Here is a 24271-nt window from a genome sequence, read left to right on the forward strand (position 1 = left end):
GTATTCTTTCTGTGAGACGGGAAATGTCCCGCCTTGCAGAATATATGCAGGTAGGGTATACTAAAAATATGGAGGCAGTTATGAAAAAATGTATGGTGTTGTTGGCAGTGGTGCTGTGTGGAGGATCTCTTCTGGGAGATGATGTCCCCGTGAATCTTATTGACGGATTCATGGCGGAGTTTGACGCTCCTGAACCCACAAAGAATGTGGAATATTTCAGCTACGGATCCGGGGGAAATCAGGCTGATTTTACCTGGTATGCCGGTGTTGAGTCTGCCCGTGAGGAGGGAACACGAACCCTTGCCCTTACCATGGACTCAGAGGATGCCCCCGGTGCGTGGCAGGGGCCCAATATGAATACGGGGTTTACGCAATTTGGTACCTACGCTACGCGGGTACGTATCCCCCATACGGATGATCAGCCCAACGTTGGCGGTGTGGTGGGGTTTTACACCTTCTATAATGATGAATGGGCGGAGGATATGGAGAATGACTGGACAGGGACGGGTCTCTACGATAACAGTGAGATAGATTTTGAATGGCTTATCGCAGATCCGGAGGTGCTCTATCTTTCCGCGTATACGGATTATCACGGCCCCACGGGGGAGACCCGCCAGGTTTCCCGTATTCTCAATCTTGCCGAAGGGCATATCTATTCCACCACCTATCGGGAACGTCTCGGCAGCGATGGGGTAGATCTGCACGGGGCGGAAAATTATCCTGAAACCATTCCGGCCATAGAAAATTTCAACGCTGCGGATCGCTTTTATACCTACGGATTTGACTGGGAGCCCGATCGAATTCGCTGGTGGATACTGCATCCGGAAACAAAGGATACGGTGGTCCTCTGGGATTATCAGGGGCCCCAGGAGCGCATCACCCAGAAACCGGCCCGGCTCATGCTCAATATCTGGCATACAGACAGTTGGTCGGTAATTACCAATCCCCACTCCACGGAGGCACCGCAGGCAGACACCTTCAGTGTTGAGTTTGATTGGGTGAGCTATGACCCCCTGGATGATGAGACAGGGGCGATCGTTCATGAAGGTGGGCACTCCGCTTCTTCCCTCGTACGGGTAGAACATGGTGCAGAAGGAGGTGTTCTCCATTTTGCTGAAAAAGGTGTACATCACGTTGTCCTGTATGATCTTGCCGGTGCTCGTTTGGCTGCCTATAGCGTGGGAGATCGAGCGTGGCAGCTGCCTCGATTTACGGGGCCGGTTATTCTTGGTATCACCTCTTCTACGGGAAGACAAGAGTATCGGCGCATTGTTCCACGACCGTAATAGCGCTCGGAATCTTTTGGTACACGGGGGGAACGGGGTATTCGTTTCCCCTTTTTTAAAGAGAACTGTTTTTTTCTGTGCGGTTTCGGTGTAGCTGGGGTATACTTGTTATATACTTTTTCCCATCTTCGGAGGCGTGTCTATGAACTATCCATGGAACAGTGTTATATTCTCATCCCGTGTACGGGTCGCTCTTTTTTTCTCTGTCCTTGCCCTGGGAGCATCAGAACCACTTCTCTTTGTAGATTTTAACGACCATTCTCCCGGGCCCTATACCCAGGCCATGGCTGAGGCTGATTTTCCCAATGCGCAGTGGTATATGGGCATGGAACAGGGGCGTGGTGAGATTGTCCAAGGGGCCCAAGAGGGTGAACAGGCCTTACGTATGGTCTATCCCGGAAACACCTTTGGCCCCCACGAAAACGGAATTCAGATAAAGGCAGTTCTTTCAGAGACCGTTGATACGGCATGGGCAGTGTATACGGTACGTTTTGAAGAGGGCTTTGACTTTGTGCGGGGCGGAAAGCTTCCCGGCCTGTGCGGAGGGGACTGTATCACCGGTGGTCAGACACCTGATGGGACCAATGGATGGAGCGCTCGTATCATGTGGCGCTCAGAGGGGGATGGAGTGCAATATGTCTATCTGCCCGATCACCGGGCGGCTGATTTTCCCTGGAATTATGTCCTGCCGCAAAAACGCTTTGAGCCTGAAAAATGGCACACCGTGGTAACCCGAATTATCATGAACACCCCCGGTGAGTCAGATGGGTCAATATACTCATGGTTTGACGGTGAACTGTCCCTTGTACGTGAAGATCTAACCTTTCGTGATATTGAAGAGCTTGCCATTGATGTCTTCTATATTTCCACTTTCTTTGGCGGAAGTTCCCAGGACTGGGCACCCCCCTACGATGTGTACGCTGAATACGGCTCATTTCTGGTTTCACAGGATCAGGCAACCCCCAAACCACAGGCCCTTTTTTCCACCAGTCACACCACGGGGGTTGTTCCCTTTGCAGTGGGTATTGACAGTCGTATGAGCCTTGGACGGGATCTTTCATACCGCCTGGAATTCGGCAGTGATGGTGTCGTCTCTGATTCAGCCGTTGATACAAAAAAGATTACCGCGCCGGGAATCTACACCTTGGCTGCGCAGGTCACAGACTCCCTTGGGCAAACATCCCGTGAGACCACCACCCTCTACGCCCTAGACTCCCTTGATGCCATTGCATCCACACAGTGGCAGGGGGTAGACTTTCAGGATACCCTTGCTGATTCGGAAAAATATCTTAATATGCGTGTTACCATTCTTGATACGGGGTCAACCGTCTATGTCGGCCCGGCTATACGGGAAGATGTTGACGGAGAGTGGCATCTCTTTGGTTCACTGCGGATACAGGATGGTCTTGCCGCAGCTCTCAACGGGGACACACGGGAATATGACACGGCCCATGGGGTGGTTCTTGAGGATGACAGTATTACCGTGAGTTTTCGCATGAATTATGATGAAATGACCTACTCGGTGTGGATTGATGATGAGCAGATTGGCGGAGCGTATCCCTATCGTGGCTACTCCCTGGCGATGTCTCACTATGGTATCGGAGCAGACTCCGATTATGCAGCACGTATCAGTCAGGTAGGCACGGGATATTCGAGAGAGTTGGATGAGCCCGTACGTCTTCATTCCGTCGTAGATTCTTCCCGCCCACTCTCTCGGCCAGACTACTCCCTAAGGGCACAGGGGATGGTTTTGTCCTTTACTCATTTTGGGAGTGCTGAGGCAAAGGTACACCTGTATGATCCTGCCGGGAAAGCCCTTACCAGCTTTTCTGCACAGGGTGTTACGCCCGTGGAGCTTTCTCTTCCTGCAAAGGGAGTGTATGTATATCGTGTTGAAACGGAGGGGAGGCAGAGCACGGGCTCTTTCCGTGTCTCTCCCTGAGTTTTGGGGCCTTGAGTTTAGAGATACTGAGAGCAGAGCCTTCTTTACCGGACAGGGTATATGCCTCTCACGTTTTCGTAGTATCGTGGTATGCGAAATGATACAAAAAAGGTTGCCGTTTCTCCCCCGGAAGAGGCATCTGATCTTCCCCGTAGAGCATATTTTTCCTTGCAACGGTGGGCGTAACACGATACGGTGAAGGTATGGGTAGTTTTTTTGAAAGGCCCCATGAAACATAAAATAGGTGTGTGTATCTGTATGCTTTTGAGTATGGCTGTTGCAGAGATCGGCAAAATCACCTTTTCTTTTCTTGATGATGATGCAGATAAGGTTTACTTTGATGGTGATGACTTTGAGATTTCTATTACCAACAGCAGGTTCGCAGAGATTCCGGATTTTGCACCTCTTACCATAGAGACAGTCCTGTTTCTCTCTGAATCCCGGGATGATTATATCGATGTTGATCTCCTTTCAAACAAGAAGGTTGGCAGCATAGAGGCAGACAGCCTTACCCTTTCGGGAAATGTTGTGTTTCCTGATACTGCAGGGGTCATCGGTGTTCGTATTATCGCCGGTTCTCCTGTGGATATGACAATTGGTCCTATTCCGGTAATAGACAGTGCTCTTCTTGAGCCGGGAAGTGACTATGGTATGGCCATAACCGGTGTGGCTGTTCCCGAGGGGGATGTGGTGGAAACACCATCCTTTGCCGATGTGGAACATTTGTTTGACACTCCCGACTCAATCGTGTTTGTGCGTGATGATATGGGGTCTATTACCTTTCCACCGGGGATCAATATTATTGATCACCGGGAGCAGCTTCATTGGCTTCCTGATGCGTTGAATATTGAGGTTGATGGCGAAAATCGTGATTTCTTTGTCGAGATTGATCCGGCGTCGGCCGATTTTCTTGCAGAGGAATCCGCCGTGGTTACTCTGCACAACATTCCCTTTACCGAAGCGGTGGTGCGGCGAAGCTCCTTTGGAGAAGCAGCTCATGAGGAATCTCCGGAGGATGAGCGGGCAACCACAACCTTGCAGATAGCAGAGGAAACGGCTGTGTTTGAAGTTGACGGATTCAGTAGGTATTCTCTCATGGATACACGGACTGATCGTATTCGAGAAGACTTTGTCGATTCTCCAAGCAGGGATATCTCCCTTGCGTATCATGGGGGAACGAATGCATTGACTGTACGGGTTCCAGAGGCACTACGGGGAACGGTGCAGCTCTTTACTCTGCGGGGTGAATTGGTGTATGAGAGTGATGAGAATATCTCTTTTCAGCAAGGTAAAACCACACTCTTACTTGAAGATACGGTCCTGCCACGGGGACAATATCTGGGGGTGTTTTCCGGTATTTCAGCAGGAGGGCAGTCCCGTCGTAGTACTCAGACGATTCCCCACATCCCGTAAGGCTTTGTGGTCATCACATAGGTAGACGATGCGAGAGACGGGGGAGGGCTTTCTCCCCCGTATACATTAAAGAAAGTACTTTACTCCCGATTGAAAGATCTTTTGATCCTTCTCACCGTGAATATTTTTCCCCACTCCCGTACCAATCCGTTCGGAATGGCCCATTTTCCCCAGTATCCGCCCGTCCGGTGAGGTGATCCCCTCAATACCCCAGACAGAGCCGTTGGGATTATGCGGCATGGCCTCCGTGGGTTTTCCCTGAAGGTCCACATACTGCGTGGCAATCTGCCCCGCCTCAGCCAGGCGTGTACGCCATGCCTCATCGGCAAAAAACCGTCCTTCGCCGTGGGATACGGCTATTGAGTGAAGATCGCCGGTGGCCACCTGATGAAACCACGGGGAGAGGGTTGAGCTGATTTTTGTGGCTACCATCTGCGAAACATGGCGGCCAATGGTATTAAAGGTGAGGGTTGGGGTGTCTTTGCGGAGTTCGCAGATTTCTCCGTAGGGTAAAAGCCCCAGTTTTATGAGGGCCTGAAAACCGTTACAGATACCAAGAATAAGACCGTCACGGGAGTTGAGCAGCTCCATTACCGCATCCTGAATACGGGGATTGCGAAAATAGGAGGCGATAAATTTTCCCGAACCCTCCGGTTCATCCCCCGCGGAAAAGCCACCGGGAAACATGAGAATCTGGGCGTTTTTAATGGCCTCAACGGTGCGGGAAATACTTTCTTCCACATCGGTGCGGGTGAGGTTGCGGAGAACCTGCATCTGCGGTATTCCTCCGGCGCGCTCAAAGGCCCTCGCCGTATCATATTCACAGTTTGTCCCCGGAAAAACGGGGATAAAAACACGGGGTCGTGCCGTGGTGGTACCGCTTTTCTGAATCGTCGGCGGGCTATAGGAAATGTCCCGACTTTCTCCCGGCTCTCCCGCCGTGGTGGGGTATACATCCTCAAGGGGGGTGGCCCAGAGGGTGTGGGCCTTTTCAAGATCAATGGAAAAGCCCGCCATGGTGATGGTAAAATCTTTTTGTACCTGCCCGAGAATAGACGCGCTGTCCATGGTAAGGGGTGCACTGCTTTCGCAGATAAGGGCGCCGTATTCCGGTGTGAAAAGACTTGCTTCATCGAGGACAGAGGTAAGGTTGGCACCGAATTTATTTCCAAAGGCCATCTTTGAAAGGGCGCCAGCGATGCCTCCCGGCCCCACGGTATGGGCTGAGACAATGGTGCCATCTGCGATGGCTGCGGTTACTGTATCGTAGAGAGCGCAGAGGGCGGGAAAATCGGGGATACCCTCTTCTGTCAGAGGCACAGAGAGGAGGGAGAGATAATTGCCCGGATTTTTCAGTTCCGGAGAAATGATCGTGTCCACGGAGGCGGGGGCAACGGCAAAGGAGATGAGGGTTGGGGGAACGCTGATATCCTCATAGGTACCCGACATGGAGTCCTTTCCGCCGATGGCGGCTGTCCCAAAGCCCCGTTGGGCATGGAGTGCTCCAAGGAGGGCCGCAAGGGGTTTTCCCCAGATGGCGGGATCATCCCCGAGGCGTTCAAAATATTCCTGCAGACTGAGGCGGACTCGTTTTCGAGAGCCCCCGGCGGCAACAATACGCGCCACCGATTCCACCACGGCATAGAGGGCTCCGTGGAAGGGAGACCAGCTTGAAAGGGTGGGATCAAATCCATAGGACATCAGGGAGGCCGTGCGGGAGTCTCCCCGCTGCATGGGGAGTTTTGCCGCCATGACCTGCGTGGGGGTCTCCTGGTATTTTCCGCCGAAAGGCAGAAGGATGGATCCTGCTCCAATAGTGGAGTCAAAGCGTTCCACCAATCCCTTTTTACTGCAGACGTTGAGGTCTGCCAGGGCGGCGTACCATTTTTCCGGCAGGGTGTGGGCTTTTTGCACAGCTTCAGGGGCTTCGTCGAGGGGGTTTTCACCTTCGGGGGCCGTCACAGACACGGGCATACTCTGCAATACGCCGTTGGTATCAATGAAATCGCGGGAGAGATTGACAATGTTGTCACCCCGCCACTGCATAATTACCCGGCGCTCCTGTGTCACCTCTGCCACGGAGACCGCCTCAAGGTTTTCCTCCCGGGACAGGGCGATAATTTTTTCCCGGTCTGCCCGGTCTATACAGACGGCCATGCGCTCCTGCGATTCTGATATGGCAAGCTCTGTGCCGTCAAGGCCGGTATACTTTGTGGGAACCGCATCAAGATCTATAATAAGGCCTTCGGCTATCTCACCGATGGCCACGGCCACACCGCCGGCACCAAAATCGTTACATACCTTTATTTTTGTGCTGAATTCGGGGTTGCGAAAGAGCCGCTGCAGTTTGCGTTCCGTGGGGGGATTTCCCTTTTGTACTTCCGCTCCGCTTTGGGATACCGATTCTTCGGTCTGGGCCTTGGATGACCCCGTGGCTCCACCACATCCGTCCCGTCCCGTACGGCCGCCGATAAGAATAATGCAGTCCCCCGGCGCAGGTTCACCGCGAAGGACGTTTTTCTTTGGGGCACCGGCCACAACAGCACCAACTTCCATACGCTTGGCACGGTAGCCGGAATGATAGATTTCATCCACAAGCCCCGTGGCAAGGCCAATCTGATTTCCGTAGGAGGAGTAGCCCTCTGCGGCTTCCACACAGATTTTCCTCTGGGGAAGTTTCCCCGGGAGGGTTTTATCCAGGGGGGTGCGTGGGTCGTCGGCTCCGCTGACCCGCATGGCCTGATAGACATAGGAACGACCCGAGAGGGGGTCCCGTATGGCTCCGCCGAGGCAGGTTGCCGCGCCGCCGAAGGGTTCTATCTCCGTTGGGTGATTGTGGGTTTCGTTTTTAAACATGAGGAGCCAGGGTTCTTTTTTCCCCTCCATGGTTTCTGCCTCCACCTCTATGGAACAGGCGTTTACCTCGTTGCTTACTTCCAGATCGGCGAGTTTTCCCTGTGCCCGGAGGTGTTTCATGGCGATCACGGCAATATCCATGAGACACTCCGCCTTGCGGGGAGTATCGCCATATACCTCTTTTCGGCATGCGCGGTAGTCCGCAAGGGCCTTTTTAACAGGGGCGGTATGGGGGTGTTCTTCGATGGAAATATCCCGCAGGCGGGTCATGAAGGTGGTATGACGGCAGTGGTCAGACCAATACGTATCAAGGAGTTTTATTTCTGTAATGGTGGGGTTTCGCTTTTCTTCATCGCGAAAATAGGCCTGACAATGGAGGATATCTTCGCGGTTCATGGCAAGGCCCAGCTCTTCCCGCAGGGCGCGGGCACGATCCTCATCCCCTTCGATAAACCCCTCAAGGACAGCTACTTTTTTGGGTACGGGGGGAGTGACCTGGAGCGTTTCGGGGGTATCCATGGAGGCTTCATGGGAATCCACGGGATTGATGAGGTAGGTTTTTACGGCGTCAATTTCTTCAGTGGAAAGGGGGCCCTTCAGGACAATTACTTCCGCACACCGTACGGGGGACAGCTCACCATGGGTCATAATCTGTATGGCCTGTGCGGCAGAGTCGGCCCGCTGATCAAACTGACCGGGGAGATACTCAATGGCAAAGGCGTGCTCGTCATCATCCAGAGATAAGGTGTCTGCGGTGGTATCCACGGGGGGTTCCGAAAGGATAACCGGGGTAATCATGGTGAAATCAGTTTCACTCAAACCTTCCACATCGTAGCGGATAAGGATGCGGAGGTCTCTGAGGTGTGATATATTGAGATGGTCGCGCAGGTCGTCCTTCATGCGCCGGGCGGCAATATTAAAGCCCGGTTTCTTTTCTACAAAGAGTCTTCTTACCACGAATGCTCCATATTTCAAAGGTTGGTGTTACTGTTTTTGTCGTGCTTCACGCAGTGCGTCTTCAAAGAAGGGGAGGGCTCCGTCTATTTTTTCGTCATCCACACAGTAGGAGAGGCGAAAATAGCCCGGTTTCCCAAAGGCCGATCCGGGTACGGTCAGAACCCGTTTTGCCGTGAGAAGATCCACAAAGGCCTGTTCATCCATCCCGGCGGGAACAGCGGGAAACATATAGAAGGCTCCCCCCGGATAGGGGAGTTCATAGCCCATATGGCGCAGGGCTGTATAGAGTCGGTCCCGTTTGCCCTTATACCAGGAAAGGTCAATGGTGACATCCTGAATCTGTGCCACCACACGCTGCATCAGGGCCGGTGCATTGACAAAGCCCAGGGTGCGGTTGGTGAAGGCACAGGCCTGATAGATCAGGGCGGGCTCCTGTGTACGGGGAGATATGGCAATATAGCCGATACGCTCTCCCGGCAGCCCCAGATCCTTTGAGTGACTTGTTACCATGAAGGTGTGTTCGTAGGCTGCAAAGGCACTGCTGCAGTGGGGTACATCGTAGACAAGCTTACGATAGGGCGCATCGTCAATAAGATAGAGGGGCTTTTTCCTCCCGGCGGAATGACGGGCCAGAATTTCCCCCAACCTGTTGAGCTCGTCCTGGGTGTAGACCACGCCCGTGGGATTGTTGGGATTATTGATAATCACCGCACCGGTTTTTTCGGTGATGGCATGGTCAATTTTTTCCAGGGGAAGGTGGAAATCACGGTCACATTCCACCGTGCGCAGGTTGATACCGTGATTGTCACAGTAAAAACCGTACTCCACAAAATAGGGCGCCACCGTGAGCACCTCTTCCCCGGGGTTTACCACCGCCTTTAACAGAGTATTTAAGCCGCCGCCGGCGCCCACGGTCATGATGATTGATTCGTCATGAAAGGGGAGGTTGTACTCTTTTTCCAGCTGTACTGCCACGGCACGTCTTGTTTCTTCATAGCCCGTGTTTGCCATGTATTTATGCCGTCCGTGGGTGGTGTCCTGTGCGTGTCGGGCAAGGGCCCGGGAAAACTCCTGCGGTGGTTCCAGGTCGGGATTTCCGATGGAAAAATCGTATACGGGACGCCCCGATCCGTCCGCCTTGAGGCGAGCCCCCTCTTCAAAGAGCTTGCGGATCATGGAGCCTTTTTGCATATACGCGGCGATTTTCTCTGATATAGCCATGGTTCTCCTCTCACGGAACGGGACAGCCCTCTGCCCCGGTTAAGCTTTTTGTGACGTAATTCCCACGGAATACTCTTCCACGGTGCAGGTTTCACGGGCTTCACGGGCATCATCGAAGGTGAGTTTTTCCGTGAGGGTTTCACTTTGAATTATTTCCATGAAGTCACCCATGGCATCACGTAGAGGTGCGGGGCAGGAAAGGGTGAGAGTAATTCTGTCAGACACCTCATACCCGCTCTCTTTTCGATGATTTTGAATGCGGTTTATCAGTTCCCGCACCAGCCCCTCCCTGGCGAGACTCTCCGTAATTTCTGTATTCAAGGCAAGGGTTACTTCACCATCGGTTTCCACCTCAACCCCTTCTTTTTTGTTTCGAACAAGGAGTATATCTTCAAAGGTTATATCCCTGCCTAAAACAGAGCGGGTTGCTCCCGCTTCAAGGTCGGTAATATCCTCCGGGGTGAAGGCGGTAATTTCCGGGCCAACCTTCTTCATTTCCTTACCAAAAATGGGGCCGAGCTTTTTAAAATTTGGTTTTGCTGAAATATGAAGAACCGACTCTTCACGCTCTTCCAGCCGCACATCTTTCACATTCAGCTCGTCCATAATAAGATGCTTCATATCTGCAACAAGGTGGCGTTTATGGGCATCGCGAATGATAACAGTAATATCAGACAGGGGCTGACGATTTTTTATACCGTAGCGACTGCGCAAGAGACGACCAATTCCCACGGCATTACGAACCAAGGCCATTTGAGTGATAATGTCTTCGTCAACCTGTTTTTCTTGCGTACGGGGGAAGTCACAGAGGTGCACCGATTCTGGCGCATCGGGGGTTGTGCCGCAGACAAGATTCTCATAGACGGCATCGGTGAGGAAGGGGAGAAAGGGGGCCATGACCTTGGAAAACTCCACCAAAACATGATAGAGGGTTTGGTATGCATTCTCCTTATCTCCATCATTTTGTGATTTCCAGAAACGCCGACGTGATCGACGAATGTACCAGTTGGTAAGATTATCAATAAAATCAACCATGAGAGGCACAACCTTATAGAGATTGTACTCCTCCATTTCGCGGTTTACATCGCGGATGACATAGGCCAGAAGGGAGATAACCCATCGGTCAAGCTCGTTGTCGCTGGCGGGAGCTTCGGTTGATGTTGGTTTCCAGGAATCGATGTTGGCATAGGTAACAAAAAAGGAGTAGGCATTCCAAAAGGGAATAAGGATGGAACGGGCCATCTCCCGGACACCCTCTTCGGAAAAACGCAGGTTTTCCGCCTTTACCGCCGGAGAGTTTATGAGAAACAGGCGGATGGCATCGGCACCAACCTTATCCATAATCTCCTGGGGTGGCGCGTAATTTTTTAGTCGTTTTGACATTTTGTTGCCGTCTTCGGCGAGAATAATGCCGTTGACGATTACATTTTGAAAGGCTTCGCGGCCAAACAGGGCCGAACTGAGCACCGTGAGCGTGTAGAACCACCCCCGAGTCTGGTCAATTCCCTCGGCAATAAAATTTGCGGGGAAGTTTTTCTCGAAGTACTCCTTGTTTTCAAAGGGATAGTGGTTTTGCGCATAGGGCATGGAGCCCGACTCAAACCAGCAGTCCAGCACCTCGGGAGTCCGTTCCATGGCATTTTCACACTCAGGGCAGGAGAGTGTCAAGGCGTTGACTATATGGGAGTGAAGATCGTTTTCAGATATCTCCGTAGAGCCCACCGCCTCTGCCCATGCGGGGTCAATATTGAATTTTTCAAGCTGGGATTGTGCCTTGTCCCGAAGGGCTTTTTTTATACGGCTCACGACCTCTTTATGTGCTGTTTTACCTGCCTCTTCATTGCCCTTTCCGGCACGGACGTGAAGATCTTTCAGGGAGCCCACACACTCTATATGTCCGCATTCACAGCGCCAGAGTGGTATGGGGGTTCCCCAGTAGCGGTTTCGTGCGATATTCCAGTCGGGTGCACCCTCGATGCCTTTTCCAAAGCGGCCTTTCTGTAAATGACCCGGCACCCAGTGGATACGGGAGTTATTCTCGTGCATATTGGGTTTGAGGGGTTCTATCTGCATAAACCAGGTGTTGATTGCCTTATAGATAAGGGGAGTATCACAGCGATAGCAAAAGGGGTAGCGGTGGGTAATGGTTTGTTTATGTACCAAGCGGCCCGTTTCTTTGATGTCCGCCACAATCTGCACATTGGCATCATGAACAAATTGTCCCGCATAGTCGCATACTTCTTCGGTATATCGTCCCTCTTCGTCCACGGGACAGACAATGGGAAGGCCGAGTTCTTTTCCCACAAGGAAGTCATCTTCCCCGAAGGCGGGGGCGATATGAACAATGCCTGTGCCGTCTTCGGTGGAGACAAAGTCGGCGGTGTGTACCTGGAAAAATTTCTCCGACCGTTCAGCAAAATAGGGAAACATGGGGGTATAGGAGAGACCGGTGAGATCACGTCCCGTATATGTTTCCACCACCGTATAGTCCGATTCATTTTTGTAATAGGCTGAAAGACGTGCTTCGGCAAGGATAAAAAACTCATCTCCGTCCTGTACCTTTACGTAGGGGATATCCGGTCCCACGGCAAGGGCGACGTTTGAGGGGAGTGTCCAGGGGGTGGTGGTCCATACGAGGATGGAGGTATTTTCCTGTCCTTTTACGGGCATTTTTACCGTAATAGAGATATCTTTTTTATCCTGATAGCCCTCGTTTACTTCAAAATTTGAAAGGGGGGTTGTACAGCGGGGGCAATAGGGCTGTACACGAAAGCCTTCGTAGATAAGTCCCTTTCCCCAAATCTCCTTAAAGACCCACCAGATGGATTCCATATAGGGGGCGTCCATGGTGCGGTACTGGTTGTCAAAATCGACCCATCGCCCCATGCGTTCTACCACTTCCTGCCATTGTGAGGTGTAGCGCAGGACTATGGAGCGACACGCCTCGTTGAAGAGGTGGAGTCCCATATCATCAATCTCTTTTTTTCCTGATACCTGAAACTCCTTTTCCATCTCATTCTCAACGGGAAGCCCGTGGGTATCCCACCCGAAGCGGCGGTCTACATGGTGTCCCCGCATGGTCCAGTAGCGGGGGACGATATCCTTGATGGTTCCCGCAAGAAGATGCCCGTAATGGGGAAGTCCTGTTGCAAAGGGAGGTCCGTCATAAAACACAAAGTCTTCTGTTTCGTTTTGTCTGGTCTTTTCCAGAGACTTTTGGAAGGTTTTATTCTTTTTCCATGTGGCAAGGATTTTTTCCTCAACCCGGGGAAAGTTTACCTTTGTGTCAACCGCTTTGAAGTAGCCTTGTGCCATAGCAATTCCAACACCTTTAGTATAAATTTATTTCGTTTCTGTTCTGTTTGTTTTGCCCGTTTTTGTGCTGCTCGGGGAAGAGCGGGAGCAGCGCTGTCGCAGGCTGAATCTGTCACGAGTGAAATACCGCCCACACGCATGCCACAGTGGGCTGCTGCAATGGCTTCCATGACCGTGCTCATTCCAACCGTGTGCGCCCCCCACATACGATACATGGCGTTTTCTGCCGGGGTTGGTGTTTCCGGTCCAGAAATGCCGGCATACACACCGCAGTGTGTGGGAAGGGAGAGCTCCCGTCCTGCCTGGATCAGTATCTCTGTAACACCTCCAGAATATACTTCATGGAGCGAAGGATAACGAGGGCCGATTTTATAATTATCTGTGCCGCGAAGGGGGGAACATCCCGTGAGGTTAATATGGTCTTCTATGAAAAAGAGCGCCCCTGGTGGCACCGTGGGACAGCATGCTCCTGATGCATTGGTAAGAAGCAGGGTTTCTATGCCCAGGCTTTGGGCGATATAGACGGGAGTAACCACCTGTTGCGGGGTATAGCACTCATAGAGATGGGAGCGTCCCTCAAAAATAAGGATATGTTTGCTGCCCTTCTGTGCCACATGCATATTTCCCCGATGGTGCGAGGTTGTGCAGTGTGGCATGGGCTCTATGTCGTGGTAGGGAATTGTGGTGACAACCTTGATGTGGTGTACGAGGTTGTTCCAGCCCGAACCAAGAATAAGAGCCTCTCTAAGATTATAGGATCTGAGGGTGGTATGGAGCGGGGGCGATAGAATCATGAATCTATAGGGAGGCCTTATTCGTCATCGTGAGAGGCGTCGTCATCGTCAAGATGTCCTCCCATTACATCGAGATACGAGAGTTGGTCACGCAGCATTGCGCGAAATCGGGCGAGGAAACTCTCTTTCTGTGCCTGTAGAGAGCGTATCTCTCCGGTTAACTCATGAATTCGTGAACGGGTTTCGTCTTCATAGCGGTCGGCCCGTACCTGCGCGTCCTTGAGAATGAGCTCCGCTTCTTTTTGGGCATTGGCCCGTGCATCGTCGGTGGCTCGTTGTGCCGTCATAAGGGTCTCATTCATGGTGTGCTCAATTTTTTTATAATGCCCCACCTGTCCCGTGAGCTCTTTAATTTTGGTCGCCATGGCATTGTTTTTTGCAGAAAGGTCGGCCACTTCGTCGGCAATCTGCTGAAGAAAGCTCATGACATGATCTTCATCAAGACCATTGAACAGCTGTTTCCGAAATTTGTAATTCCTAATTTCAATAGGGGTTATTTCCATGGAGCCTCACAGAGATGACGTTCTCAAAGGGTTAGTGCCAGACGTTTCACAATATCTATGAATATAAATAAAATAATTGGTGAAAAATCAATGCCCATTGAGTTTTGCGGTAAAAAAGATCGTATCGGCGCAAGAAGGGGATCTACCACAGAGCACACCCAGCGGGTAAATTCATTTGCCGATTCATACTGCAACCACGAGAGGATAATCCGAATAAGCAAGAGAAGCTCTGCTGCATTAAAAAGCAGGACAAGAACCCACATTTACTCCTCCCGTGATCCAACAATGCGTGAGCCAATTCGCACCATGGTGGCTCCTTCGGCAATGGCGAGGGGGAAATCGCCACTCATGCCCATGGAGAGTTCTACGCGTTTTTCGTGGCAGAGGTCCTGGATTGATTCGCCGAGGGCCCGCAGGGTTGCAAAGGCCGCACGGGTTTGCTGTTCTGTTCCCCCCAGGGGGCCCATGGTCATAAGTCCCCGCAGGGAAAGATGGGGCTTTTGGGCAATTAATTCGCACAGGTGACGTGCTTCTTCAGGACGGCAGCCCGACTTTTGCGCTTCACCGGAGGTGTTCACCTGCAGACAGATATTGATTGTCTTAGAAAGCTCCCCGGCAGCATCGTTCAGCTTGGTGATAATCTTAGGTCGATCCACCGAATGAGCCCAATCGATATAGGGAGCAACCTTGTTCACCTTATTACTCTGCAGTTGTCCGATAAGGTGCATGGTAAAGTTTCCCTGTAACTGGGGGACTTTCTCCATGATTTCCTGTGGACGGTTTTCGCCGATATGTACATTGCCGCGAGAGATTACCGCCTGTGCCAAGGCACAGGGTTTTCTCTTGGTCACCACAATGCAGGTGATCTCTGAGGGATCACGTCCTGCGTCGGTACAGGCGCGGTTAATTTCTTCATGCACCTGTGCTACGGTTGTGTCAAGATATGAATATTCCATGGTATCTCCGTACTGGTTTTAGTTAAATCCCATGGCTTTGCGAAGCTGGGATATTTTTGCCGCTGCTTTTTCTCGCGCCTTTTCCGCTCCTTTTTGGAGAATCGCATCAATTTGTGCAGTATCTCCCATGAGTTCGTTGTAGATGGCTCGTTTTGGCCCAATAATCTCTTCAAGAACCTCGTAGAGGGCGGTTTTGGCTTCTCCCCACCCCATGCCACCCGCGCGGTACCGTGCGGCCAGATCTTCCTGCTGTTGCTGCGTAGCAAAGAGAGAATAGAGCGCAAAAACGCTACACTGTTGCGGGTCTTTTACTTCGTGAATTTCCTGAGAGTTTGTTTGTATTTTCATGATTTTTTTACGAAACTGTTTTTGCGGAATAAACAAGGGGATCGTGTTGTTGTAGCTTTTACTCATTTTACGCCCGTCCTGTCCAATAACCAAGGCGGTATTGGTGTGGGTGATGGCCCGGGGAATCCGGAGGAGCTCATCTTTGTAGTTTGCGTTAATAGTTTGCGCAATATCGGCAGCCATCTCCAAATGCTGCACTTGATCTTTCCCTACGGGCACCACGTGGGCATCAAAGAGAAGAATATCTGCTGCCATGAGAATGGGGTATGTGTAGAGCCCCATATTAACGCCGAAGTCGTGATCTTTGCCCGCTGCAACGTTTGCCTGCACCAGTGCCTTATAGGCATGGGCGCGATTCATCAGCCCCTTGGCAGTAAAGGCCATGAGCATGGTGGTAAGCTCGAAGGTTTCTGGCACGTCTGACTGACGATAAAACAGGACCTTTTCAGGATCAAGGCCACAGGCAATCCACGTGGCGGCTACTTCATAGGTCATTTGTCGCAGTTCATGGGCATCGCGCACGCTGTTGAGCGCATGGTAATCGGCGATAAAGTAGTGCGCATGATACTCCTGAGCAAGTTCAAGGGCAGGGGCTATGGCCCCCATGTAATTTCCAAGATGGGGCATACCCGTGGGCTTTATTCCCGTGAGTGAAATTTTTCGGTCCATCTCTGCTCCTTTTGTATTTTTGCAAAAAATAGTTTTTGCCCCTAAACAGGGGGAGAGCAATAACGTATATTTGGACAGGTAGTTCTTGCTGAGGTAGATATGACAGAAACGGTGTATAGAGACATTCAGGAGCGAACCCGTCGAGGAGAAAAACTTCTCTGGGTGCTGCTTGATCCAGATGATGCAACCCCTCGTGAGGCGGGGGAGCGCGCGCGTACGGCAGAGGATCACGGAGCCCATGCCATTCTTGTGGGCGGGTCTCTCATGTCCAGTGTTCATTTTGATGAATTTGTTTTGTCCGTACGGGATGCCGTGAATATTCCCGTGTTGCTCTTTCCCGGAGATGCCACACAGATTTCTGCCCATGCTCATGGGGTGTTGTTCCTTACGCTTCTTTCGGGCCGAAACCCCAATTTTTTAATTGGGGAGCAGCTCAAGGGAGCTCCGCGCATTCGCCAAGCCGGTATAGAGCCCATGGCCACAGCCTACCTTCTTGTTGAGTCGGGAAATACCACCTCCGTGGAGTTTATGAGTAACACAAAGCCCTTGCCACGGGACAAGCCGGATATTGCAGCCATGCATGCCCTTGCCGCTGAGTATATGGGACAGAAACTACTCTACCTTGAAGCGGGCAGTGGCGCTCATTCCTCAGTACCGCCGGCGCTCATTACGGCTGTTCGTCATAGTACCTCTCTGCCACTCATTGTCGGTGGCGGCTTGCGTAGTGTGGCCCATGTGCAGGAGAAGCTTGCGGCCGGTGCCGATATTATTGTTACGGGCACTGTTGTTTCCGAAGCAGGGGGCACACAGACCCTTGCAGATTTTGCGCGGGTGGTGCGTGAGGCATGGCGCAGGTGATCTTTTTCTGTACCTACTAAAAAAATCAGGCAACTGCGTAGCACGTAGTATATATTTTACGGAGGGAGTGGGTAGTATAGCATACTACTGAAAATCACAATACAAGAACTGGATGGGACATGAAACATAAGTATTCACACGGTTTTACCTTGGTAGAAGTGTTAGTGGTGGTGGCCATAATCGGAATTTTGGCGACCACTGTTACCTTTGCCGTGGGGCCTTTAGTAGAGCGTCGTCGAGCGGAGGCGCAGGTTGTTTCCCTCTTTTCACAGTTGCGAAATGTGCGGGCAAAGGCCATCGCTCTCAACCGGCGGCTGTACGTTGAGCTACAGAGTAGTCCCGATGATATTCGTCTTGTCGATGAAAATGACACGGTCTATCCCTCGGTGTTTACAGACCCCCTTGATCTGTTTCAATATGGAGATCTTCCTGCGGGGCTTGCCGGGTTTGATGGGTCAGAGCCTATTCAGGGAGATTGGGCTAATCATGACAGAATTACCTTTCACCACGACGGCATTGGAACAATTACCTCCGGGGTGGTGTATCTACAAAATATTCAACGCCCTGATGAAGGGTTTGCCCTGGTTCGAACGTCAGAACGAAATACCTTATCACTCTATTTTTGGGACGGAGCACAATGGCTGAAGCGGGAGTAAATAAACACGGTTTTTCCGTGGCGGAAGTAATGATTGCCATGGTAGTTCTTGGTATTGCCATCACCATTACCACCTCTACCATTCTTCATATTGCCCAGCAGGGTGATGACACAAAGGTAAGTAACTACGGCTACATGCTTACCAAGGAAAAATTAATGGAGTATACGCGCGATGGAGCCCCCTCGCGGAGCGTGGGCACCTACGAAGATACGCAGGAACGTGAGGGGATACGTTATACACGTGAGGCTGAGGTGACCACGGAGCAAACGGTTATTGTCACTACGACATGGGCTGTGAACGGCAGAAAAGATTCCGTGGTACTGCGCGGCCGACTCCGTGGATCTCCCTGTCCCGACATAGGGAACAACTCTCCCCCAGAAAGTCTTACCGTATACCACGGTGTAGCGGGAGACTCCCATTTTACTCTTGAGGACGGTGAGAGTGCGGATGATTCGGTACGGTTTTTTGTTGCTGAAGGAGACTCTCTCTCCCAAAACACACGCCTTGCCACTTTGGTGGGGCATGATCCTGATATTGAAGAGGGAGATCGCCTCTCCTTTCATCTGGATGATACAGAGGGGGACAATGCCTTTTTTCGCATTACACGTGATGAACTGTATCCGGCCCAGCCCCTTGATACCGGGGAGTACACCCTCTTCATAGAGGTGCGAGATTGTTTTGATGAAACTCTTACAGCGGAAATGACTATACTGGTGGAACAGGAGTTTTCCTTCTCCATTACTGTCCCGGATGTGTCCATTCACGAGCACTACCCCGATACATCCCCGTACTATGATACGTTTGCCTATGCTGACCCAGATTCTCGCGAGGTGGTGCAGGCAGAACTCACGGGGGGGAGTATTGCATTTTCAGATCTTGATACAATAGAGCTCATCGAGGACGGCGGTGGTATATTCGCTATTACCGATGAGGGATTGGTGTATATTCAAGAGGGGCGAGAAAAAGATTTGGATTATGATACGGGCACGCAAAATTACACCCTCCGTGTTACAGCAGAGTATGATGAAACAAACACTGCCTCTGCGTTTTTTACGGTCTCGTTAAAAGATGTCAATGAGCCACCCACGGGGGGCACCCTTTCCAATGTTAGGGTGCCGAAAATACCTGTAGGTACTGGATTTACCCCCTCTGTGGGCATACTTCGGGCCGAAGACCCTGATCGAGATGAGAGCCACACCTTTGAGATCACATCGGGAAGCAATGTCGAAATTACAAATGATTCGATCCTCAGGTTTATTGGCTCTGATGATGAATCGCCTGAATCGGTTACCATAGAGGTGACAGATCGTCACAATGTAGATTCCGACACGTTTCTGGGAACTGTTTTTACAGAGACAGTTACAGTTAATCTAAAGCGTAAAGATCATTCATGGTTCCGTAATACAGATAATGTGCCTGTATTTAATGATAACTTTGAATGGGCTTCTGCAGAATTGGGAGATCTTGTTCGTCATGGGGAGCGTATCTATGAGGTGGTGAATACTGATGGGGCCGCATGGGGGCAGATTTCGAGTGCTAATTTTGAAAAGCGATTTGATGTGCCAGAGGAGAGTGAATAATGACACGGAGATATCAAGGGGAAGCATCCTCCTCCTTCCCCACGGGAAATTGTCGTGGCGTAACCTTGGTAGAACTGATTGTATACATGGTGGTAAGTATCTTTGTGATCACCTTTTCTCTGGAACTTATCACATCCCTACTTACCAATATGGAGCAAGAGCGTCGCGTGGTGGATATTCAACACGATGGCTCAGATATTATCAATATGCTTCTGCGGGATGTGGGCTCCATGGGGTTTAAATACTACCTTGGCACGTCCAATGGCACCGATTTTGTCCGCTATCGTATTCCGGGAACATGGACGGGGGCCGATGTCTATGAGACAGCTCCTGACCCACTTCCCGCAGACTCCGCTGCCTCGTTTTTTGTTGAAAAAGCTGTGGGGGGGGATGTCCTCGACTCTCTGACGTTCTTTCGCGGGCTCATGGAAACCTCTCTTGAACCGGCAGACCAACCGGCAGAACGGGTCTCCTATTTTGTCAATGGGGGTAAATTGAAACGGGTTTTGACGTCCTTTGTCGATGGTTCCTATGATGCTGCTCAGGGCGACACCGTGGTGATACATGATAATACCGTGGGGCTGGTATTTACCTTTTCCCCTGACTATGAACGCTGGTATGCAGATCCTTCAGGACAGCGCGATGAGATTCGCTATATGCGCATCAGCCTGCTTATTCGTTCCACACGGGAGGGAAGCGTTCAAACCAACCGAGATTTCATTTTGGCACGGGCCGCTGATCTCGAAGACCTGGATACCGATATGGTGTACAGTGTTGAAAGTGACCGGCATTTGTATCGAAAATATGAAGCAACCGTAGAGGTACCGAGTAATGGAATATTATAATTCAAAGGGAATGTCCCTTGCCTACGCCATAATAGCGGTGGTTGTATTAGGGATAATTGCGGCAACACTCCTCAGTATTTCTCACAGTCATCGTATACAGGAGATTCAGTATACAAACTCTTTGAGCGCGCGAGCTGCAGTTCATGCGGGGCTCAATGATGCCCGTTCCTTTTTTGAAAGCCGCGATATGGAAGATTCCGTGGTGGCGTTGTTAAACCGCTGGGTAGATGGTGACGCAGATGCGGTACGGGATCGGTGGGTATTAGATCGTGACGTTGGAGATAGTCTCTGGATTGTCTCTGGTAATATGGAGTACCGTGTTGAAGTGGTAGGGTTTGATCCAAACACTTACTCCATATCGATTTTTTCTGAGGGCGTGGGTCGTGGTGGCGCTCGTGCATCAGCGCTTGGGGTGTATACCCTCCACGGATTAGAACGGAGAGTCGAGAATGTTACCGTGCCGATTAATGCGTTGCAGATAGATAACGGGAACTACGAGTTCAATGTACAACTAACGATTAATGGGCCAACCTCAGTGCGGCGTGTTATGAGGATGAATAACGGACCGGTACGCTTTAACGGTCCCTTTCGGTTTGATGCAGACCATGATGGAGAGCTGGAAACAAGTAGCATTGGTGTCACCACCCGATTTGATGGTTCGGCCTATTTTGCCGGTCCACTACATTATGATGGTGGAGAATATCGTTTCATGGATAACGTCGGCTTTGCCCAGGATTTTCGTTATGGATCCTCAGGGTTTACTATGGAAGGGGGGAACATCTTTTTTAATGGTGCCGTAGATAAGGATGGGGGAGGAACGGATGATCTTGGCGGAGCAGATCTTCATTACTCAGAGTCTGCCAGTGTGACAACCGCGAATGGAGAAGTGACTCCCTTGGAAAATCAGTTTACCAATAAGGGCAATGTCCATACTGATTATGGAGATGATATTGATACTCTGCCCAATCATGTGGGTGTTCATGAAAAGCTCGGCTTGGTACATTTTAACTATAATCTCCCCTTACAGCATGGAGATATATGGCGCCCCACGGGGCCTATTACGGCAGAAGAGTTAAACACGGAGTTTGCACAACGAGAGCTCTGGGAAGATGAATTTCTTGTGGTTCATTTTGATAATATCAGCTCTGGCGGCATGCTTATTCAATCACATGGGGTGGAGTTTGACGGAAAAGCGATTATTATTATTAATGGAGCAGCTTGGCAGGGGATACGTCTCAATACCACCTCCACGGCAAATGTGGCAATTTATGCAGAAGACTACGATGGGTCCTCCTATGCTTTCCATGAGCCGGAGTATATGCGCGGGTTTATTTATTTTAACTCCGTAAGTGATGACAATCAACAAACCTTTCGGGCTCGTCATCCATTGTCTCATTATGACGGGGCTATTTATGCGGGGAAAGATGCGGGGACGAAGTTTGATGGAGGATGGAATGCTCATCAAATGGTGACCTTTAACCCCGACGTGATCAACGAGCTTGCAGCGGTGGGGCTTTTTAGCGACCCCGATGATTATGAAGAGAATGTTATTGTGGTTTCTCCCAACGGCATCTCTTCATCGCTTCTGAGCCGTTCGTTCTAAGTACGGCTGTGTTGCCTCGTCCTTTGGGGAAAGGCTTTTTTTACCCCCATATTTTTCTCTCTTCCCTGTTTCTCAGAGAGTACTCCTATACAAAAGCCCCCTCTTTTAGAATGAGGGGGCTTTCAGTATCCTCTTTTTGTGCTTTTATGTAAAACTTCTTCATAAAAAGAAGAGATACAAGGTTGACCTTTTTTACTAAAAATGCAAAATTAAGTGGTAAAATTGTTTTTTTCCGTTATACTTATAAGAGGAAGCCTTATAGAGCGGGGAACAATGGATGTTTCATCCAAACGCGGGTTTACCCTTGTAGAAGTGTTAGTTGTTGTTGCAATTATTGGTATTTTAGCAACAACAGTTACCTTTTCCATTGGAAACCTTGTTGCCCGGAGACGTTTTGAACGGGATATTTTTGCAGTACGATCTCAGTTGAGATCTTTGCGGGCTCGGGCCATTGCGGATGATACGCCATACATTGTCGATTTTTCCGGTGGAAACATACAGGTGCACGCCTTTGATGGGCCTTCAGCGGTGATACCGGCAATGCCCTCTCAGCATCTCCGTGATGTAACCGATGAAGTTCTTCCGGATGGGTTGCGCACTTTGTCTGTTGGCCCCTTTCCCGCAGAGGCTGCATCGCAATTGGGAACGAAGCTGGGTATATCCCTCTCAACAGAGGCGGTTCAGGGAGACTGGGAGAGTCCTTCGGGCGCCTCCGGAAGTAACCGTCTTATTTTCTTCAATGACGAAATAGGCTCAATGAATCACGGACTCATATACATTCCAAATACGGAGCTTCCCCAGGAAGGGGCAGCCATAGTTAAAACAGAAGCAGGTACTACCCTGCATGTCTTTAAATGGAATGGTGGGTCATGGGTACAACGAGAGTAAAAAATTCGGGGTTTTCCGTAGCAGAAGTCATGATTGCCATGGTGGTGCTTGGCATTGGCATAACAGTTGCCACCTCGACAATGATGTTTTTATCAGACAGAAGTGGTGATACGCAAGAGAGTAATGTTGCGTATGAATTGACACGGCAGAAGTTGGTTTCTCTTACGGGAGGGTCTTCTGTTGTTGAGCGAGACGGCAGTGATTCGCCTCAGAGGGACGGAGTGACCTATGATCGTTCCTGGGAGGTAGATGATTCTGGCCATCCCGCTGTAGTCACTGTGACAACGGCATGGCAAACCCGTGCAGGACGTTCTGATTCAGTACGACTTACGGGATATATTCGCGGAGATGTCTGTCCTGATATAGAAAATAATGATGCCCCGGATAGTCTTGAAATACGTAATGAAGAGGGAGAGGTGGTTGATCATGATCAGCTTCCCCTTGTTATTACCATACCGGAGGGCGGCACCAGCGGGATAGATCGGTTTGTGGCTGAACTCATTGGTCATGACCCCGACAGTGCTGAGGGTGATTTTGCCCAGCCATCTCTGGAAGCGGGGGAGGCGGATAATGATCATTTTCGTATTGTTGGCAGAAAGTTGCATACGGCTGAGGCACTTTCTCCAGGTTCCTATACCGTAGATGTGCTTCTTACTGACTGTTTTGGAGAAACCCTATCAACATCTATTTCGGTGCATTTGGTGGAGGCGGTACTCCCGCAAATAGAAGACGCTGTGCTCGACACATTATTTGAGCAGGTGAGCGATGATCCCCAGGTGGAGCGTCTTATTCCAAAGGACACCGTACTGCATACAATGGAAGTAAACAATGCATCACGGGCACAAATTTCGTGGTCCATTGTGGGCGGGAATCCTGATTCCATCTTTGGAATTCGCAACGAGCAGCCCCATAAGGGCCGTATATATGTACGTGCCCCGGAAGAAATAAACTATGATGAGGGCGTACAGGAGTACTCCTTACAGATTCAAGGTCTTTTGGGTGATCTTTCCGGCAGTGCCACCGTGACAATACCCATTGGTGATGTTATCCAGACTCCTGAAAGCACTGCTCTGACTAATACCACCATTGAGGCCGGCTCACCCCAGGGGACGGTGGTTGGCGTGTTTGAAACGGAGGACCCCGATATTGATGCCGATCATAGCTATGAGGTGTATAACTGGGATGTGCCTGTGGGTGATCTCTTTGCTGCTGTTGAAGACACCCTAGTAGTGAATGCTTCTGCAGGAGTGCCTGCTGATTTCTCTGGTTCTACCGAAATAAATGTTGAAACGAGAGATCGGGAGGATACTGAAACATCTATCCAAACCACCTTTTTTATAGAAGTAACTCCCGCCCCAGAGAATGGAGAAAATGGCGATGATACCGGGGAAAGTGAAGGGAGTGATCCCTGTGCGGGAGTTGATGAGTGGCCATTAGGCTCCTATTCCATAGGTGATTTGGTTGTAAATAACGGAAAACTGTGGGAGTGTATCAATGCTGGCCAAGGACATAGGGAGCCAAGTGGTCCACACGGTGATCATGGCTGGGAAGAAATTAACGTATGTGCACCATAGGAGACAG

18 protein-coding genes are annotated in these 24271 nt (G+C 50.7%); 10 read left to right on the forward strand and 8 right to left on the reverse strand.

Features of this window, described 5'->3' with window-relative positions; translation table 11 throughout:
- The first annotated feature begins 80 nt into the window (after window positions 1–80).
- The 3 genes from CALK_RS11845 to CALK_RS01065 all read left to right on the forward strand — a co-directional run bounded on the left by CALK_RS11845 (window position 81) and on the right by CALK_RS01065 (window position 4641).
- The gene (locus CALK_RS11845) at window positions 81–1286 is read left to right on the forward strand and encodes a glycoside hydrolase family 16 protein (protein WP_155851755.1); all 1206 of its coding nucleotides are present in this window, start codon (window positions 81–83) and stop codon (window positions 1284–1286) included.
- 142 nt (window positions 1287–1428) lie between these two features.
- Window positions 1429–3228, forward strand: a complete 1800-nt coding sequence (locus tag CALK_RS11850; protein WP_022635781.1) for a polysaccharide lyase — start codon at window positions 1429–1431, stop codon at window positions 3226–3228.
- Window positions 3229–3456: 228 nt separating this feature from the next.
- Complete coding sequence (locus tag CALK_RS01065) at window positions 3457–4641, forward strand: hypothetical protein (protein ID WP_155851756.1); 1185 nt, start codon at window positions 3457–3459, stop codon at window positions 4639–4641.
- 66 nt (window positions 4642–4707) lie between these two features.
- Here the strand turns inward: CALK_RS01065 and CALK_RS01070 are convergent, their stop codons facing one another.
- From CALK_RS01070 to trpS, 8 genes are read right to left on the reverse strand one after another with little or no spacing between them, the layout of a single operon-like run.
- Window positions 4708–8454, reverse strand: coding sequence for a phosphoribosylformylglycinamidine synthase (locus CALK_RS01070; RefSeq protein WP_022635783.1), 3747 nt, complete (start codon window positions 8452–8454; stop codon window positions 4708–4710).
- 27 nt (window positions 8455–8481) lie between these two features.
- Window positions 8482–9675 carry a pyridoxal phosphate-dependent aminotransferase gene (locus CALK_RS01075; RefSeq protein ID WP_022635784.1) on the reverse strand — a complete coding sequence of 398 codons (1194 nt, stop codon included), beginning with the start codon at window positions 9673–9675 and terminating at the stop codon, window positions 8482–8484.
- Between the two features lie 39 nt (window positions 9676–9714).
- Complete coding sequence (ileS, locus tag CALK_RS01080; protein WP_022635785.1) at window positions 9715–12990, reverse strand: isoleucine--tRNA ligase; 3276 nt, start codon at window positions 12988–12990, stop codon at window positions 9715–9717.
- Window positions 12951–13784 (reverse strand): purine-nucleoside phosphorylase, encoded by an 834-nt coding sequence (locus tag CALK_RS01085; protein ID WP_022635786.1) that lies wholly within the window; start codon window positions 13782–13784, stop codon window positions 12951–12953. Before CALK_RS01085 ends, ileS begins: the two co-directional genes overlap by 40 nt.
- A 17-nt stretch (window positions 13785–13801) precedes the next feature.
- Complete coding sequence (locus CALK_RS01090) at window positions 13802–14287, reverse strand: DivIVA domain-containing protein (RefSeq protein ID WP_022635787.1); 486 nt, start codon at window positions 14285–14287, stop codon at window positions 13802–13804.
- A gap of 23 nt (window positions 14288–14310) precedes the next feature.
- On the reverse strand, window positions 14311–14550 hold the full coding sequence (locus CALK_RS01095) for a YggT family protein (protein ID WP_022635788.1): 240 nt from the start codon (window positions 14548–14550) through the stop codon (window positions 14311–14313).
- Window positions 14551–15243, reverse strand: a complete 693-nt coding sequence (locus CALK_RS01100) for a YggS family pyridoxal phosphate-dependent enzyme (RefSeq protein ID WP_022635789.1) — start codon at window positions 15241–15243, stop codon at window positions 14551–14553.
- Between the two features lie 18 nt (window positions 15244–15261).
- Window positions 15262–16260 (reverse strand): tryptophan--tRNA ligase, encoded by a 999-nt coding sequence (gene trpS, locus CALK_RS01105; protein WP_022635790.1) that lies wholly within the window; start codon window positions 16258–16260, stop codon window positions 15262–15264.
- A 99-nt stretch (window positions 16261–16359) separates the two neighbouring features.
- On the opposite strand from trpS, the gene CALK_RS01110 reads away from it, so the two are divergent.
- From CALK_RS01110 to CALK_RS01140, 7 genes are all read left to right on the forward strand, one after another.
- A complete protein-coding gene (locus tag CALK_RS01110) occupies window positions 16360–17118 on the forward strand; it encodes a phosphoglycerol geranylgeranyltransferase (RefSeq protein ID WP_022635791.1) in 759 nt (252 codons plus the stop codon).
- A gap of 119 nt (window positions 17119–17237) precedes the next feature.
- Window positions 17238–17774, forward strand: a complete 537-nt coding sequence (locus CALK_RS01115; protein WP_022635792.1) for a prepilin-type N-terminal cleavage/methylation domain-containing protein — start codon at window positions 17238–17240, stop codon at window positions 17772–17774.
- Window positions 17756–19354, forward strand: a complete 1599-nt coding sequence (locus CALK_RS01120; protein ID WP_081697928.1) for a prepilin-type N-terminal cleavage/methylation domain-containing protein — start codon at window positions 17756–17758, stop codon at window positions 19352–19354. The genes CALK_RS01115 and CALK_RS01120 overlap by 19 nt, the downstream gene beginning before the upstream one ends.
- Entirely contained in the window at window positions 19354–20199 is an 846-nt protein-coding gene (locus tag CALK_RS01125; protein ID WP_022635794.1) for a hypothetical protein, read from the forward strand. Before CALK_RS01120 ends, CALK_RS01125 begins: the two co-directional genes overlap by 1 nt.
- A complete protein-coding gene (locus CALK_RS01130; RefSeq protein ID WP_022635795.1) occupies window positions 20186–21802 on the forward strand; it encodes a hypothetical protein in 1617 nt (538 codons plus the stop codon). Before CALK_RS01125 ends, CALK_RS01130 begins: the two co-directional genes overlap by 14 nt.
- A gap of 273 nt (window positions 21803–22075) precedes the next feature.
- A complete protein-coding gene (locus CALK_RS01135; RefSeq protein WP_022635796.1) occupies window positions 22076–22690 on the forward strand; it encodes a pilus assembly FimT family protein in 615 nt (204 codons plus the stop codon).
- A complete protein-coding gene (locus tag CALK_RS01140) occupies window positions 22672–24264 on the forward strand; it encodes a prepilin-type N-terminal cleavage/methylation domain-containing protein (RefSeq protein ID WP_022635797.1) in 1593 nt (530 codons plus the stop codon). The genes CALK_RS01135 and CALK_RS01140 overlap by 19 nt, the downstream gene beginning before the upstream one ends.
- Window positions 24265–24271 lie beyond the last annotated feature (7 nt).

The organism is Chitinivibrio alkaliphilus ACht1 (assembly GCF_000474745.1).
GTDB lineage: Bacteria > Fibrobacterota > Chitinivibrionia > Chitinivibrionales > Chitinivibrionaceae > Chitinivibrio > Chitinivibrio alkaliphilus.

What these genes read in the sequence shown, in the direction of transcription:
- CALK_RS01075 (WP_022635784.1), bottom strand. Translation starts at nt 9,675, where the DNA reads ATGGCTATATCAGAGAAAATCGCCGCGTATATGCAAAAAGGCTCCATG.
- CALK_RS01090 (WP_022635787.1), bottom strand. Translation starts at nt 14,287, where the DNA reads ATGGAAATAACCCCTATTGAAATTAGGAATTACAAATTTCGGAAACAG.
- CALK_RS01120 (WP_081697928.1), top strand. Translation starts at nt 17,756, where the DNA reads ATGGCTGAAGCGGGAGTAAATAAACACGGTTTTTCCGTGGCGGAAGTA.
- CALK_RS01125 (WP_022635794.1), top strand. Translation starts at nt 19,354, where the DNA reads ATGACACGGAGATATCAAGGGGAAGCATCCTCCTCCTTCCCCACGGGA.
- CALK_RS01110 (WP_022635791.1), top strand. Translation starts at nt 16,360, where the DNA reads ATGACAGAAACGGTGTATAGAGACATTCAGGAGCGAACCCGTCGAGGA.
- trpS (WP_022635790.1), bottom strand. Translation starts at nt 16,260, where the DNA reads ATGGACCGAAAAATTTCACTCACGGGAATAAAGCCCACGGGTATGCCC.
- CALK_RS01130 (WP_022635795.1), top strand. Translation starts at nt 20,186, where the DNA reads ATGGAATATTATAATTCAAAGGGAATGTCCCTTGCCTACGCCATAATA.
- CALK_RS11850 (WP_022635781.1), top strand. Translation starts at nt 1,429, where the DNA reads ATGAACTATCCATGGAACAGTGTTATATTCTCATCCCGTGTACGGGTC.
- CALK_RS01135 (WP_022635796.1), top strand. Translation starts at nt 22,076, where the DNA reads ATGGATGTTTCATCCAAACGCGGGTTTACCCTTGTAGAAGTGTTAGTT.
- CALK_RS01115 (WP_022635792.1), top strand. Translation starts at nt 17,238, where the DNA reads ATGAAACATAAGTATTCACACGGTTTTACCTTGGTAGAAGTGTTAGTG.
- CALK_RS01085 (WP_022635786.1), bottom strand. Translation starts at nt 13,784, where the DNA reads ATGATTCTATCGCCCCCGCTCCATACCACCCTCAGATCCTATAATCTT.
- ileS (WP_022635785.1), bottom strand. Translation starts at nt 12,990, where the DNA reads ATGGCACAAGGCTACTTCAAAGCGGTTGACACAAAGGTAAACTTTCCC.
- CALK_RS01100 (WP_022635789.1), bottom strand. Translation starts at nt 15,243, where the DNA reads ATGGAATATTCATATCTTGACACAACCGTAGCACAGGTGCATGAAGAA.
- CALK_RS11845 (WP_155851755.1), top strand. Translation starts at nt 81, where the DNA reads ATGAAAAAATGTATGGTGTTGTTGGCAGTGGTGCTGTGTGGAGGATCT.
- CALK_RS01140 (WP_022635797.1), top strand. Translation starts at nt 22,672, where the DNA reads ATGGGTACAACGAGAGTAAAAAATTCGGGGTTTTCCGTAGCAGAAGTC.
- CALK_RS01095 (WP_022635788.1), bottom strand. Translation starts at nt 14,550, where the DNA reads ATGTGGGTTCTTGTCCTGCTTTTTAATGCAGCAGAGCTTCTCTTGCTT.
- CALK_RS01065 (WP_155851756.1), top strand. Translation starts at nt 3,457, where the DNA reads ATGAAACATAAAATAGGTGTGTGTATCTGTATGCTTTTGAGTATGGCT.